This is a genomic window from Rhizobium sp. BT03 (assembly GCF_030053155.1).
Taxonomy (GTDB): Bacteria; Pseudomonadota; Alphaproteobacteria; order Rhizobiales; family Rhizobiaceae; genus Rhizobium.
Genome location: NZ_CP125640.1, coordinates 1,645,645 through 1,659,395, shown reverse-complemented (window position 1 = coordinate 1,659,395; position 13,751 = coordinate 1,645,645). Strand labels below are relative to the sequence as shown.

The 13,751-nt window shown below is 60.8% G+C and carries 14 protein-coding genes; 4 read left to right on the top strand and 10 right to left on the bottom strand.

The window, feature by feature from the left end:
- Window positions 1–131: 131 nt before the first annotated feature.
- Entirely contained in the window at window positions 132–518 is a 387-nt protein-coding gene (locus tag QMO80_RS08265; RefSeq protein WP_049736015.1) for an ectoine synthase, read from the bottom strand.
- A gap of 215 nt (window positions 519–733) precedes the next feature.
- On the opposite strand from QMO80_RS08265, the gene QMO80_RS08260 reads away from it, so the two are divergent.
- Window positions 734–1,627, top strand: coding sequence for a LysR substrate-binding domain-containing protein (locus QMO80_RS08260; RefSeq protein ID WP_283199633.1), 894 nt, complete (start codon window positions 734–736; stop codon window positions 1,625–1,627).
- A 254-nt stretch (window positions 1,628–1,881) separates the two neighbouring features.
- Window positions 1,882–3,426, top strand: coding sequence for a methionine--tRNA ligase (locus QMO80_RS08255; RefSeq protein ID WP_283199632.1), 1,545 nt, complete (start codon window positions 1,882–1,884; stop codon window positions 3,424–3,426).
- Window positions 3,427–3,569: 143 nt separating this feature from the next.
- Here the strand turns inward: QMO80_RS08255 and QMO80_RS08250 are convergent, their stop codons facing one another.
- The 9 genes from QMO80_RS08250 to QMO80_RS08210 form a co-directional block, all read right to left on the bottom strand.
- Window positions 3,570–3,944: a DUF3307 domain-containing protein gene (locus tag QMO80_RS08250; protein ID WP_283199631.1), complete on the bottom strand. Its 375-nt coding sequence runs from the start codon at window positions 3,942–3,944 to the stop codon at window positions 3,570–3,572.
- A gap of 13 nt (window positions 3,945–3,957) precedes the next feature.
- Entirely contained in the window at window positions 3,958–5,820 is a 1,863-nt protein-coding gene (locus QMO80_RS08245; protein WP_283199630.1) for an adenylate/guanylate cyclase domain-containing protein, read from the bottom strand.
- Complete coding sequence (locus QMO80_RS08240; RefSeq protein ID WP_283199629.1) at window positions 5,810–7,126, bottom strand: NAD(P)/FAD-dependent oxidoreductase; 1,317 nt, start codon at window positions 7,124–7,126, stop codon at window positions 5,810–5,812. Before QMO80_RS08240 ends, QMO80_RS08245 begins: the two co-directional genes overlap by 11 nt.
- 3 nt (window positions 7,127–7,129) lie before the next feature.
- Window positions 7,130–7,603: a DoxX family protein gene (locus tag QMO80_RS08235; RefSeq protein WP_283199628.1), complete on the bottom strand. Its 474-nt coding sequence runs from the start codon at window positions 7,601–7,603 to the stop codon at window positions 7,130–7,132.
- Between the two features lie 14 nt (window positions 7,604–7,617).
- Entirely contained in the window at window positions 7,618–8,403 is a 786-nt protein-coding gene (locus tag QMO80_RS08230; protein WP_283199627.1) for a DNA-binding domain-containing protein, read from the bottom strand.
- On the bottom strand, window positions 8,393–9,418 hold the full coding sequence (locus QMO80_RS08225) for a DUF692 domain-containing protein (RefSeq protein WP_283199626.1): 1,026 nt from the start codon (window positions 9,416–9,418) through the stop codon (window positions 8,393–8,395). The genes QMO80_RS08230 and QMO80_RS08225 overlap by 11 nt, the downstream gene beginning before the upstream one ends.
- Before the next feature lie 42 nt (window positions 9,419–9,460).
- The gene (locus tag QMO80_RS08220) at window positions 9,461–9,730 is read right to left on the bottom strand and encodes a DUF2282 domain-containing protein (protein ID WP_283199625.1); all 270 of its coding nucleotides are present in this window, start codon (window positions 9,728–9,730) and stop codon (window positions 9,461–9,463) included.
- Between the two features lie 241 nt (window positions 9,731–9,971).
- Window positions 9,972–11,051, bottom strand: a complete 1,080-nt coding sequence (locus tag QMO80_RS08215) for a patatin-like phospholipase family protein (RefSeq protein ID WP_283199624.1) — start codon at window positions 11,049–11,051, stop codon at window positions 9,972–9,974.
- Between the two features lie 35 nt (window positions 11,052–11,086).
- Complete coding sequence (locus tag QMO80_RS08210; RefSeq protein WP_283199623.1) at window positions 11,087–11,917, bottom strand: 3-hydroxybutyrate dehydrogenase; 831 nt, start codon at window positions 11,915–11,917, stop codon at window positions 11,087–11,089.
- 179 nt (window positions 11,918–12,096) lie between these two features.
- Here QMO80_RS08210 and QMO80_RS08205 point away from each other — a divergent pair, with 179 nt between their 5' ends.
- Entirely contained in the window at window positions 12,097–12,993 is an 897-nt protein-coding gene (locus tag QMO80_RS08205; RefSeq protein ID WP_283200142.1) for a LysR family transcriptional regulator, read from the top strand.
- Between the two features lie 193 nt (window positions 12,994–13,186).
- Window positions 13,187–13,678: a cupin domain-containing protein gene (locus QMO80_RS08200; RefSeq protein WP_283199622.1), complete on the top strand. Its 492-nt coding sequence runs from the start codon at window positions 13,187–13,189 to the stop codon at window positions 13,676–13,678.
- The last annotated feature ends 73 nt before the right edge of the window (window positions 13,679–13,751 follow it).

Here is a 13,751-nt window from a genome sequence, read left to right as displayed (position 1 = left end):
GGAAGCGTGCAATTCCCACCCTTTGCTATCACATCGCCGAACCGTTCGCCAAGGATAGACCAATACGGCAATGATGGTGAAGGTCTTGAAACCGCTCAGGAAATCGCAGCGCCCAGCCGCGTCGCCGGGCCTCAGTATTCGGAACCGCTTCTGTTGTTCAGATCGTGACGTTCCGTCCCTTTCAATGGCGGATTGAAGACGCTGACGAGAATGAGGTCCTTGTCCTTGCCGCCCCTGAGATAGTGGCGATCATGTTGATCGAGGACGTAGATGTCGCCGACGCGGATGGGAAAGACGTTCCCGTCCATATCCTCGACCTCGCCTTCTCCCTGGATGCAATAGCAGGCCTCCAGGTGGTTGCGATACTGCAGCAGGGCTTGCGTATTGGCGCGAACGACGGTGTGACAGACCGTAAATCCCATCCCGTCATCGTTCGTCAGCAGGCGATGGCTCGTGCCATTGCCCCAATCGACGAAGCGCTCGGTCTGCTCCACGTCTTTCAGGCTTCTCACAAACATGTTCTTTCTCCTCGTCAATGATGGAGGTTTCCGATCTCCATGATCCATTAGGCATCGAAATCGCCGTTTGCTTCAAATGATCAAAATTGCGAAATCTGTTAGAATAAGTTACATGTAGCGTTTGAATTCGTTGCGCTCCCCTGGGATAGATCTGAATAGATTTGACATTTTTTCCGGATGATAAATTCTGCCGGTGATGTGAGGAATTCGAACATATGCAGTTGCCGCCGCTGAACGCCTTGAGAGCCTTCGAAGCGACTGCCCGGCTCATGAGTCTCTCAAAGGCCGGAGACGAACTGCATGTGACCCATGCGGCGATCAGTCATCAGCTGAAACATCTGGAGGCATGGCTGGGACGCAAGCTGCTGCAGAAATCCGGGCGCGGCGTTGCGCTGACCCCGGCGGGCAGCGAATATTATCTGGCGATCTCGGGCTCCTTGGCCGCTATCGCCCACGCAACGGGCAATATGCGCCGGGACCACAATATGCGTTCGATCACCGTCGGATGCATTCCTTCGATCGCGTCACGCTGGCTGGTGCCGGCACTTCCGTCCTTCCGGGAGAGCGATCCCGACCTCGACGTCAGGATCGTCTATGCAAAAGCGGAAGAGCGCTTCGACGACGAAAGCCTGGATGTTCTCATTACCATGGGAGAGGACCTGTCGGGAGGACGGGAGAGCCGCCTGCTGTTCTCCCGCCGCAACCAGCCGGTGGCCAGCCCTCATTATCTGGCCAAGCGGAATTGGGCTGTCGACAGCGTTCCCTTCGCTGCGGCCGACCTGCTGCACGACGAATCCGTGGACGGCTGGAAAGAATGGTTCCGAAAGACCGACGTAAAGGCGCCCGAGCCGGTTCGGGGGCCGATATTTCAGGACTTCAACATTCTTGCCACGGCGGTGATCGCCGGGCATGGGGTGGCATTATGCCCGGTCGAAGTGTTTCGGCGAGAGATCGATCGCGGCGACCTCGTCGTTCTCTCGGACATCTCGACGGCAGAAACCCAGGGATATTACCTGATCACCAGCTCATGGGCGAAAAAGCCGGTGCGCCGTTTTACCGAATGGTTCGTGAAGGAATGCGGATCCGCGGGTTCGCCGATCGTCGAATGAGCGCCGCCAAACCGGGCGTTCAACAGGCGGGTTGCAAAGTGCCGCGGCTCAAACGGAGCGCTTGTTCGAAATCGCCCGTGATGCTAGAAAATGGCATGGACAACAACGCGATCAGCACTTTCGTGATGATGATGCCGCGCTCATAGCGTGGCGGGTTTCGTGCGTCCATAATGCACCAGCGACCGCCCTCGAGGCGGTTTTTTCATGGGTCGATCCGTCTCGCCGGCAACAACAGCCTTCGAAAGGAAACGCCGATGAACGAGATTTACATCACCTCCTCCATCCCCTACGTCAATGCCGCGCCGCATGTGGGCTTTGCCCTCGAACTCGTCCAGGCCGATGCCTATGCCCGTCATTTCAGGCTTCTCGGCCATGACGTCAGGTTCCAGTGCGGAACCGACGACAACAGCCTGAAGAATGTCAGGGCGGCGGAGGCCGCGGGACTGCAGGTGAGGGACTTCGTCAATGCCAACGCCGACAGGTTCGAGCGCCTTGGCGGCCGGCTCGATATCTCCAACCAGGAATTCGTCCGCACCTCCCGTGATCCAAGGCATGCTGCCTGCGTCCACGCCTTGTGGCGGGCATGCGCGGGAAATGGCGATCTCTATCGCAAGGCCTATGAGGGCCTCTACTGCGTCGGCTGCGAGCAATTCTACGAGCCATCGGAACTCAATGACGGGCGCTGCCCGGAACATGGCATTGCCCTCGAGGTCGTCCGCGAGGAGAACTGGTTCTTCCGTCTTTCCCGTTACGGCGACCGGCTCATCGAGCTGGTCGAGACCGGCGAGCTTCGCATCGTCCCGGCTCATCGGCGCAACGAAATCCTTGCCCTGCTGCGGCGTGGCCTGACCGACATCAGCGTGTCGCGCAGTTCGGAGCGGGCGCGAGGTTGGGGTGTACCCGTCCCCGATGGAGATGAGGTCGTCTACGTCTGGTTCGATGCCCTGGCGAACTATCTCACTGGTCTCGGCCACGGGTCCGATCAAACCCTCTTGCAGCGCTATTGGAACGGCGGCCAACGCATCCACGTGGTCGGCAAGGGCATCTCCAAGTTCCACGCTATCTACTGGCCGGCCATCCTCTTGTCCGCAGGTCTGCCGCCGCCATCGTCGATCCTCGTACACGGCTACGTCACGGTGGACGGCCGGAAGATCGGCAAGTCGGCCGGCAACGGCATCGATCCGGAACGCATCATTCAATCCTACGCAACGCCGGATGCGCTGCGATATTACCTGCTCCGCCATATACGCTCGGGAGACGATGGCGACTTCTCGACCGAGCGTCTCCAAGCCGCGTGGTCGGGCGAGCTCGCCGGGCAGCTCGGAAATCTTGCCAACCGGGTGCTTGCCCTTCTCTCCACTGCGTTCGACGGCATCGTTCCGCTCGTGCCGGACAGCGCATTCGTGGACGAGGCTGCCCGCCTTCCGGGGAAGGTGGCTGAAGCCTTCGATGTCTACGAGCTCCATGTCGGCCTCGCGGATATTTTTGCTTTTATCGGCGAGGCGAACAGGCGGTTTACACAACGCGCGCCGTGGGCGGATGCGAAAGCCCTGCTTGCCGATCTCACGGCCGAAGATCGGAAGGCGACCACTGCTCGTCTCGGCGCTTGCCTGGCCGAGCAGGTCTATGGCCTTGCGATCATTGCCCGCTGCCTCCTGCCGTTCCTGCCAAGTTCGGCCGCAAAGCTACATTCCAGGCTTGGAATACCGTTACCTCGCCTCTATCGGGACCCCGTGATCGTGGCTGGAGTCAAAGCAACTCCACAAGCCGTGCTCTTTCCGCAAAGTACGGCGGCTTGAAGAGGCAGCCCGAGACCCTGCGCTGCAACTTTAGGCAGCGCAGGGTTCGAGCCTGGCGGCGGTAAGAGAGGGTATTCATCCTCGTCCGGATCGCACTGACAGCAGACATTTGAATGATCTGTAGGATCGACCAAAACTCTGTGTCACATCGCAGCAGCCAAGATCCCAGTGTAGGTCAAATGATGCAACAACTGATCCGCTCCGTGCGCGGCCCAGTAAGGACGGGTTGTCATGGCAGCCGGATGGCGGCGCGAGTGAACGGCCTTTGAGTGATCGATGATGAAGTGAATTAGAAATTCGCCTAGCGCCAAGACCGCGACCGTCACGCTATCCAGCCCGAACAAAAACAATCCCGGAAGGGTGCCTGCGACGTGGATCGCTGCATGGAAATAGCCGCCCGGATGGCGGATGTCGCCCTTGCCCTGCAGAATCCAGGTCGGCTGCAAGAGATAGTCGGCGGCGAAATGCTTGACCTGCAGCCAGGCGAGTAGGCCAATAAGGGAAGATGCACTTTCCATGATCCCTCCTCCCTCAAATCGGGGGCGATTTCCGGTCCAGCGTAAAGATCGGCACCGGTTGCGATTTGCCGCGCACCACCGTCTCTCCCAGCGAGCGGGCATCGAGCCGCCTGTCGGCCCGTTCCCACGTCTCGCCACTCAACACGATTTCAACGTCTTTGTCTTTGGCGACGCCGACCAGGCGGCTTGCGAGGTTAACGGCATCGCCAATCGCTGTGTAGCTCAGGCGTTCGGCCGAGCCGATATTGCCGACGAGTGCCGTCCCGCTGTTGATGCCGATCCTGACCCGCACTGCGTCATGCTGGGGCGCGAGCGGCGGGATGGCATGCATCGCGTCACGGATCGCGGCAGCGGCACGGCAGGCACGCGACGCGTGATCGGGCTCGTCGTTCGGGGCATTCCAGATCGCCATCACAGCGTCGCCGATGAATTTGTCGACCGTGCCGCCCTCGGCGTGGATCGCGGCGATGGAAAGCGTGAGGAAGCGGGTGAGATGTGGTTCGACACCGGCGCCGAGTTCCTCAGTCATCTCCGTAAAGCCCGGCAGGTCGGCGAAGAGAACGGTGATCTCGGTGAGCTTGCCGCCGGGCCTGGGCTCGATGCCGCCGTTGACGAGCGGCCTGACGACATCGAGCGGCATGAAGCGGGCGAAGGCCGATAGCCCCGAAGACATCCGTTTCAGCGCGACGGAGAAGTCATTGAGTTCAACCAGCACGGTGGGCGTGTGACTGACGGCACCGAGTTCGAAGCGTTCGACCGCATGCAGCTGTTGGGCAAGGCGGGCGAGCGGCCGGGCGAAAAGCAGGCGGGCGAAAATAATCGCGGTGACAGCGGCGAGTAGCGCGATGCCAGCGACGATGAAGAGCACGCGCTTGGTGTTTTCATCGATATCGCCGGCAAAGGTGGAGCGTGGAATGGCCGTCAGCAGCCGCCAGTCTTCAAAAGGCAACGCGCTGGATGAAATGAAGACTGGCCCGAGGGCGGCACTCTTTTGCAGCGTGCGGAAGACGCTTTGAGGATGCGTTCGGCGCGCGGCTGCGACGGCAGCAGAAAGCGCGTCGGTCTTCGGAAAATCGGCGAGATGGGCGGCCATGACGCCGTCCGACGGTTCAGACGTGGCGAGGACCACATCGTCCTTCGCGAGCACATAGACTTTGCTCTCGGAAGGAATGTTGAGATCCCGCAGCGTCAGCGACAGCTGTCGCAGGCTGACCGCTACCATGACGACACCTTCAAGCCGCCCAAAGGCTTCGACCCGTTTTGAAAGAACGATCGAAGGCTCGAAACCGCTTGGCAATATGTCCACGACGGTCCATGCAGGACCGGTGCTGTCTTTGCCCTTACGATACCAGGACGCGCCCTCCGTCACATAGGCGCTCTCTGTCTTGACGCGCTCTTCGAAGAATATGTCACCGGGGATCGGCTTGTATCGGTCACGGCGCAATGTTCGAGGTTTGCCGGGCGCGGCTTTGCCGATTTCGACCATCTCGATCCGGCCATCGGGGGCGGCATGTGAGCCGAAGAAGCGCCCATCGGTGAAACCGAACCCAATCCAGGCGATCGCCGGCTGCTCACGCAGCAGCGAGAGAAATAAGAACTCGCGCTTGACCTCGTCATCGGGCTTGATGGCGCCCTGGAAGAAGACGGAGCGGATTATTTCCGCCGTGCTCGATACGAGTGCGAGTTGCGAGGCGAGTTCATTGCGAACGGCCCCAGTGCTCTGCGCATCCAGGGCCGCCACGACATTGTCGACATTGGCACTCGCCGTGCGTTGCCAGATCAGATGTACCAGGACCGCCGTCGAGATGACGGCAAGCAGCAGCAGCATGGTGACTGCGCGGCCCATCTTCACGCGGGGAAGGAAATCAGCGCTCATGGCGGTCGGTGATGAGGCGGGCGCTCCGCTCGTAGCGAAGGTAGGCCAGGCCCCAATCCATGAAAACCACGAGGCGATTGCGGAAACCGACGAGGAACCAGAGATGGGCGAGGTTCCAGACCAGCCAAGCCGAAACGCCGGAAAGCCTGATCCGTCCGAAATCGGCGACCGCCGCCTTGCGGCCGATCGTGGCGAGATTGCCGAAATGCCGGTAGCGGAATGGCTCGACTGGATTGCCCGCGATGAGCGCCCGGATGGCATGCGCGGCATGCTCGCCCATCTGCTTGGCAGCTGGCGCTATGCCTGGCACGGGGCGGCCATCTTCGTTCTTCGCCGCCGCGGTATCGCCGATGACGAAGACGTTGTCGTGGCCGGGAAGATTCAGCCGTTCGTCGACCACGGTCCGGCCGGCGCGGTCGGCCACGGCGTCGAGCCATTTGGCCGCTTTGGATGCCATGACACCTGCGGCCCAAAGCACGCATGCCGAGCCGATGTGGCGGCCGTCGGCGAGGATGACGCCTTCGCCATCGCAATGGGTGACGGCAGCCGTGACCAACACTTCGACGCCCAGGCCTTCAAGCTGACGCTGCGCCTTTGCCGAAAGGCAGGCCGGCATGGTGGGTAGGATACGGCTGCCAGCTTCGACCAAGACGACGCGTGCGGAAGCGGCATTGATGTGACGGAAGTCGCGAACCACGACCTTGCGGGCAAGTTCGGCAATCGCACCGGCCATTTCGACGCCTGTCGGGCCGCCGCCGACCACAACGAAGGTCAGTGACGCCTCGCGCCTCTGATCATCCCGGGTGACTTCGGCGCGTTCGAAAGCGGAGAGAATCCGGGCGCGGATCTCCGTCGCGTCGCCGATTGTCTTCAGGCCCGGCGCGCATTCGGCCCACTCCTCATGTCCGAAATAGGCATGACGGGCGCCCGTGGCGACAACAAGATAGTCGTAGGGGATGGCGCGCTCGGTGGTGTGAACAACCTGCGTGGCTTTCTCGATCCGCTCCACCCTTTGCATCAATACCGTCACATTCTTCTGGCGCGACAGGATGCGGCGGATCGGCATCGCGACTTGCGCGGGGGATAGGCCTGCAGTCGCCACTTGGTAGAGCAGCGGCTGGAAGAGGTGATAATTGCGACGGTCGATGACGGTGATGTCGACCTGGATGCCCTTGAGCGTCATCGCTGCGGCAAGCCCGCCGAAGCCGGCGCCGAGAATGACCACGCGCGGGCGGCCATTCCCGGGCATTGGGCGGACCAAGTTCGGCGCACCGCCCGTCATCGCGCCCTCGGCTTCGATCCGCATGGCTCAGCGCTCCCGCGAGAAAAAGCGGCCGGCGAGATGGTCGAGCGAGATGATGCCCGCGCCACGCGCGAAAATCAGCAGCAGCGGAGCCGCCCAGGTCAGATGTTCGCCCCAATGGGTGGGATAGACGAAGATCTGGATTGTAGCGACAACGCCGAGCAGCATTAGTGCCGCGAGACGCGAGCAGAGGCCGAAGAAGATCAGGATTGCACCCGACAGTTCGGCGGCCGTGGCAAGCAGGGCTGCGACACCGGGATCGAGCACCGGCAGGCGGTATTCGAAGGCGAAGAGCTGGACCGTGACGGGCCAGGAGGCGAGCTTGCTTTGCGATGATTGCCAGAACACGTTCGCCACGGCGAGCCGCGAGACGAGCTGCACCGTCGAAAGCGGCACGGATGAGGCTAGCTGGAGTGCCTGCGAATAAAGGCCGGCGAAACCGCCTCGTTCGGGCATGGATGTCGGGGTCATCATGGTCATCGATCCATTCCTTGTCAGTTGATGTTTGCAGGTAGGTGGCGGACGCGCGTGACGAGTCCGTCGGCAAATAGACCGCCGAGCGAGGCGACGAGGTCGAAATTCGGATCGCGCGCGGCGGCTTTCTTGACGGCATGTTCAAGTCCGCGGCCGCTCTTCAGCGCCTGCAGAAAGGCGTAATGGGCACCGTTGAGGCGGAGAAAACGAACGCTGTCCCGGTTCCGCCACAACGCCATCCGCTGCGGTTGCCTTCTGATGTCGCTAAGCTGTTCGAGATCGCCGCTTGCCTGGTGCGCCGACCAGATGTCGAGCGCCGGCCAGCGGGAAAAGAGCAGTCGCAAAGACGGCTGGAGGATCAGGTCGGGCATGGTGTCTTCGCCACTCCGGAAGAGTTCAGCCATATTCGCAGGCGGCAGCGCCGGCGCATCGAGCGCCTCGGCGATCAGCCATTCAAGCCGCGCCGTATCGGCGATGAACGCCATAGGCTTGAGGTCTTCGAGCCGGCCGAGGAAGTCGGCGAAGTCGCTGCCATAGCGTACCAGCCGCGCTTCGGACGGCGGGCTCACGCGAATGAAGCTCGCGGCAATATGGCGGAAATACCGCTCTCCAATCAGGCTGACGCCAACAGGGAAGACGGACACGAGCGTGGCGCTCAGCGATGCGAATGTGTTGTTGCGGTAGATGTTGAAGCGGCGCATCGGATCGAAGCGGCCGCCCGTATCGAATGAGGGGCCGAGATCCGGCCCTCGACGGTTAAGAATAGCATCCGCGACGGCGTGCTGCAGTTCGAGTTCAGACAGCATAACGCGCCCTCCGTGTGACGGAGTTGCTCGCGAAAACCGACGGTGTGATCGTGGTCAAGGCCGAGATCGCAGGCATGGCGCCGCGTGCGAGATTGCTCGTGGAGGGCAGCTCGATGCCGTGGAACCGGCGGTCCGGCTGCTGGGCGATCTGCGGCGCGCCACGCTTCTCGAAACCGATCGAGGCGGCCATCATGTCGGCCCACATTGCTTCGCCGAGCAGCACATCGAGCGCGGGAACCTCCGTGTCCCATTCAATCAGCGTCGGGCGCGGGCCGATCTTGCGCAGCACATGCGCATAGAGCGACCAGACGGCCGGTGGCACGCGCGAGCCGTGATCGTCGATCAGCACGATGTCGCCTTCGACCTCGTTGACCGCGTGGCCGGCGAGATGGATTTCGCCGATGGCATCGGCGGGCAGGTTGTCGATGAAGGCCTTGGCGTCGAAATCGAGATTGCAGGCCGAGACATAGACATTATTGACGTCGAGCAGCAGGCCGCAACCGGTGCGCTTGACAAGTTCGGCGAGGAATTGCGCCTCGGTCATCGTGGAATTGGCGAAGGCGATATAGGCCGATAGGTTTTCGATGAAGACGCGGCGCTGCAGCCTGTCCTGCAACTGGTCGACATTGGCCGCGACGATATCGAGCGCATCGTCGTCATAACGGAGCGGCAGGAGATCGTTGAGATAGGCGCCGTCGGCAACGCTCCAGGCCAGATGTTCCGAGACCAATCCTGGCTGAAACCGGATGCACACGCTCCGCAACCGTTCCAGATGGTCCCGATCAAGGCCCGAAGCGCTGCCCAGTGAGAGACCGACGCCGTGCACCGACAACGGATAGGTCTCGCGTAAGTTTTCCAAAGCATCGACGGCGGCGGAATCGCCCATGTAGTTTTCAGCATGGACCTCCAGCCATCCCGCCGAAGGCCGGCGGGAGATCATATCGGAAATATGCGGGGAGCGCAGACCAATGCCCGCGGCATCCGGTACTGGAAGATTGGGAAATATCTTGGACATTGGTCACTCCTTCATATGGGTTGAATGAAGCTCGGAAGGGCCTCAGACCTTGGGTTCGATCGCGCCGCCTGAAATCTTGGCGCAGGTGCCGGCCGGCACGTAGACCCAGGCATCACCCTGGTTGTCGGCCGTCGAGGTGCCAGCGCAGGAATGGGTGGCCGTCTGGCAATCGTTGAGGCCGGCCTTGACGACGCCGTAGCACTTCTCGAACGAGAATTCGGGCTGTGCGGCAGGGCCGGCAAAGGCGCTGGAGGAAGCCATGGAGGTGATGGCGGCAAGGGCGGAGCCGATGAGGATGCGGGTCGAGTTCATGGAAATGTCTCCTGGTTGAGTTAGATCAAACCGGTTTCCGGCTTGACTGGAATTACTTTCCCGCATTGCCGGCGATGTTTGAAATGCTGTTGCGGCATGGTTTTCATAGGCTGGCGCTATGCGCGGCGGCGGCTGGCGAGAAGGCAAAAAATAACCCCCGCGGACGACGGGGGGAGGTGGCGTACCGCGAGGGAACGAGCGCGGACCGGAACCGGCGACGCGGAGGGAACTCCTCGTAGAATCAGAGATATCGTTCGCGAATGTCGACTGTCGATCGTTTGCCGATGTCCTGGTAGTTGGCGAGCAGCCACATGTCGGTGCATTCCCGGCCGCGGTCGCGCAGATCGACCAACGCCCCCCAATCGGCATTGAGCTTGCTCGACACGGAAAGGCTCTTCATCGTCTCGTCATCGGAAATGCCATGCACGAAGATGCGTTTCAGGTTCCTGGAATTTTCCGGGGCGGCATCGACCAGATCGGTGACGAATGCCACCGCCCGCATTTCCCGCAGCAGCGACGAATTGAAGCTGATCTCGTTGATGCGGTTCAGGATCTCGGAGGCCGTGCGCGGCACTTCGGCCCGCTCGATCGGATTGATATGGACCACCAGCACATCCGGCGTGTCGCAGCCATAGATCAGCGGAAAGATCGCCGGATTGCCCATGTAGCCGCCATCCCAATAGGATTCGCCCTCGATCTCGACCGCCTGAAACAGGAAAGGCAGACAGGCCGAAGCCATGATGGCATCGATCGACAGCTCGTCATTGCCGAACACTTTGACCTTGCCGGTCCGGACATTGGTGGCGCAGATGCTGAGCTTCACCGGGCAGCGCGCCATCCGGATCGCATTCATGTCGACCGATTGTTCCAGCACCTGCCTGAGCGGATTGAAGTTGAACGGGTTGAACTGGTAAGGCGACATCAGCCGCGTTACGATGTCGAACATCATGAAGGCCGGCGAGAATTCCAGCGCCCGAGATCCGGTTATCTTGTCGAAGATCGTCGGCTGCAAAGGCCCGGATGCCGATGCATGGCTGACGCGCCGCCAGAAATTGGCGAGCGCGGTCTGCGCCCCACTTCGCCCGCCTTCAGCCAGGCCATAGGCCAGCACAGCGGCATTCATCGCGCCGGCGCTGGTTGCGACAATGCCTTCGAAGGAGAGGTTCGGTTCGTCGAGCAGCCGGTCGAGCACGCCCCAGGTGAACGCGCCATGCGCGCCTCCGCCCTGGAGCGCCAGATTGAGCATACGCGGCTCTCGCTCAGAGGAGGCGACAACCGCGCTGTCGGCGATTATTGTCTTCACACCTGCGTGCTTGTTCATGGTTCTCGTTCCCCGATTTGTTCGTGTTGAGATTTTCAATGCGCCGTCCAGCCACCATCGACGGGAATGGTCGTGCCGGTGATGGAGCCTGCGAGATCGCAGCAGAGGAAGACGCTGAGTGCGCCCATTTCCTCGACCGTCGCGAACCGTTTGGTTGGCTGGTTCTTGAGAAACACGTCGCGGATCACCGCGTCGCGCGCGATATTGTGCGACTTCGCCTGGGCGTCGAGCTGCTGCTCCACAAGCGGCGTCCAGACATAGCCGGGGCAGATCGCATTCGATGTCACACCGAACTCGGCACCCTCCAGCGCAATCGACTTTGTAAAGCCAACAAGGCCATGCTTGGCGGCGACATATGCCGACTTGAAAGGCGAAGCGACAAGGCCGTGAGCGGAGGCGACATTGATGATGCGGCCATAACCGCGCTCGCACATGCCGTCAAACGTGGCCTGGACAAGATGGAACGCGGCAGACAGATTGATCGCCATGATCGCCTCCCATTTCTCGGGCGGAAATTCGCCGATGGGAGAGACATGCTGGATGCCGGCATTGTTGACAATAATGTCGACTTGACCGAACCGGGCGTGCGCTCGCTCCACCATCATCAGGATCGCATCGCGCTTCGACATGTCGGCGCTGTCATAGGCGACATCGACATCATTGCCCTCGGCCATCTCGGCGCGCAGTGTCTCGATCTCGACCGGATTGCCGAAACCATTGAGCATGACGGAGGCGCCCGCCCTTGCCAGCGCATGGGCTATGCCGAGGCCGATGCCGCTGGTGGAGCCTGTCACGATCGCGGTGCGGCCCTCGAGCATCTTGCGGCCGGCCAGGGCTTCGGTTTCGCTATCAAGCAATTTGAGCATCGCATTCTCCATTTCTTGGGCGCCACGAGTTGTGGCTTTCCGTTCAAAATGGCGCGGCCGTCATCGAAAGAGAAATGCCGCTGTCTAATGGAATTGATAATTCAGTGGCATTGGCAGAAGATGGCGCGCGGGACCAGAATAGATGCATCGGCATTTATCTTAATCACTTGGGGGCGGATATGGATATCCATCACATCCGGTATTTTCTGGCTGTTTGCGAAACGCGCAATTTCACGCGCGCCGCGCAAAACTGTAACGTCACCCAACCCGCGCTGAGCCGCGCAATCCAGCAGCTCGAAGACGAGGTCGGCGGTCTGCTTTTTCGTCGCGAACGGAACCTCACCCACATCACCGATCTCGGCAATCTATTACGTCCACGTTTCCAGCAAGTGCAGGATGAACTTCTGGGCGTCAAATCCGAGGCCTCGAAATTTCTGTGTCTCAACAATGCCCATCTCAAGGTCGGTATCATGTGCACAATCGGACCGCGCCGCTTCACAGGCCTGCTGACCGACTTCAACATGCGCCACAAGGGAATCCAGTTGCAGCTCGTCGAAGGTATCCCGTCTAAGTTGTCTGAACTGCTCGAACAGGGCGACATCGATGTGACGCTGATGTCGACGGCCGAGAAATTCCCCGATCGCTTCGACATCACGCCGCTCTTCCGCGAGCGCTTCATGCTCGCCTTCCCGACCGGGCACAGGCTGGCTCAATATGATGCGATCCCCATCTCGGCGATTGACGGCGAAGTCTATCTCAGGCGCGTGAACTGCGAATACTGGGATTACCTTTCGGATCTCTGCGACGCGCAGGGTGTGAAGACGCAGGATTCTTATTCGAGCGAGCGCGAGGACTGGATTCAGAACCTTGTCGCCGGCGGCCTCGGCATCTGTTTTATTCCCGAATACAGTGCCGTGGTGCCAGGCCTCCAGGTCCGCCCCGTGACCGATCCAGAGGTGACGCGAGAGGTCTGCCTGGTGACTGTCGCCGGCCGTCGCTTCTCACCCGCCGTCGCCGCCTTTGTCAGCGCCGTCAAATCCTATGGTTGGGCGACGCTACCTGCTCGGATGCATTGAAAGCATAAAAAATCCAATGAATTGTGGTCCGTATCCCAGTGATGCGGAGGCTTCCACACATCCTGCGTTTCACGATAGGCTGTGGCTATGGAATTCAGAATTAGGCGGTATTTCTCATTCGCCATCGAGTTCGCCATGCTCCTTGTCATGCCCGGCGCGAACGCTTCATCCGGGCCCAACAAGGAGAACTCTGATGAAATTCGAACTCAATGCCAAGCGCGTGACGCTCGCCACCGTCCTCGCCCTCGCATCCTTCACCACCATTTCGACCGGCCAAGCCTATGCCGGCGAATGCCCGGCCGACCAGGTCGCCGAAAATGGTATGCAGCCCGGCGAAATGATGCCGAAGGACGTGACCGACGAGGTCATCTCGTCGATCGATCTCGCCTCCAAGGGCGATGCCTGGAAGAACAGTGCGCTGCGGATGCGCAAGCTGGTTGTGCAGCCCGGCGGCGTCGTGCCGTGGCATTCGCATGAGGCTCGCCCAGCCAACATCCTGATCGTTTCGGGCTCGATCACCGAATACCGCAGCACCTGCAAAGTGCCGATCGAGCACAAGGCCGGCGACGTGACTGCGGAATTCGGCATGCTGTCTCACTGGTGGAAGAACAATGGCAGCGAGCCGGCTATCCTCTACTCCGCCGACATCCTGACCTCGGAAGAGCAAAAGCACGAATCCATGTGAGTCGCTTCCCGGCTCACTGAAAGGCGTCTCCGGTCACGCCAGAGCGGAGATGCCGCAACAGTTCATCCAACCG

What these genes read in the sequence shown, in the direction of transcription:
- QMO80_RS08265 (WP_049736015.1), bottom strand. Translation starts at nt 518, where the DNA reads ATGTTTGTGAGAAGCCTGAAAGACGTGGAGCAGACCGAGCGCTTCGTC.
- QMO80_RS08260 (WP_283199633.1), top strand. Translation starts at nt 734, where the DNA reads ATGCAGTTGCCGCCGCTGAACGCCTTGAGAGCCTTCGAAGCGACTGCC.
- QMO80_RS08255 (WP_283199632.1), top strand. Translation starts at nt 1,882, where the DNA reads ATGAACGAGATTTACATCACCTCCTCCATCCCCTACGTCAATGCCGCG.
- QMO80_RS08250 (WP_283199631.1), bottom strand. Translation starts at nt 3,944, where the DNA reads ATGGAAAGTGCATCTTCCCTTATTGGCCTACTCGCCTGGCTGCAGGTC.
- QMO80_RS08245 (WP_283199630.1), bottom strand. Translation starts at nt 5,820, where the DNA reads ATGAGCGCTGATTTCCTTCCCCGCGTGAAGATGGGCCGCGCAGTCACC.
- QMO80_RS08240 (WP_283199629.1), bottom strand. Translation starts at nt 7,126, where the DNA reads ATGCGGATCGAAGCCGAGGGCGCGATGACGGGCGGTGCGCCGAACTTG.
- QMO80_RS08235 (WP_283199628.1), bottom strand. Translation starts at nt 7,603, where the DNA reads ATGACCATGATGACCCCGACATCCATGCCCGAACGAGGCGGTTTCGCC.
- QMO80_RS08230 (WP_283199627.1), bottom strand. Translation starts at nt 8,403, where the DNA reads ATGCTGTCTGAACTCGAACTGCAGCACGCCGTCGCGGATGCTATTCTT.
- QMO80_RS08225 (WP_283199626.1), bottom strand. Translation starts at nt 9,418, where the DNA reads ATGTCCAAGATATTTCCCAATCTTCCAGTACCGGATGCCGCGGGCATT.
- QMO80_RS08220 (WP_283199625.1), bottom strand. Translation starts at nt 9,730, where the DNA reads ATGAACTCGACCCGCATCCTCATCGGCTCCGCCCTTGCCGCCATCACC.
- QMO80_RS08215 (WP_283199624.1), bottom strand. Translation starts at nt 11,051, where the DNA reads ATGAACAAGCACGCAGGTGTGAAGACAATAATCGCCGACAGCGCGGTT.
- QMO80_RS08210 (WP_283199623.1), bottom strand. Translation starts at nt 11,917, where the DNA reads ATGCTCAAATTGCTTGATAGCGAAACCGAAGCCCTGGCCGGCCGCAAG.
- QMO80_RS08205 (WP_283200142.1), top strand. Translation starts at nt 12,097, where the DNA reads ATGGATATCCATCACATCCGGTATTTTCTGGCTGTTTGCGAAACGCGC.
- QMO80_RS08200 (WP_283199622.1), top strand. Translation starts at nt 13,187, where the DNA reads ATGAAATTCGAACTCAATGCCAAGCGCGTGACGCTCGCCACCGTCCTC.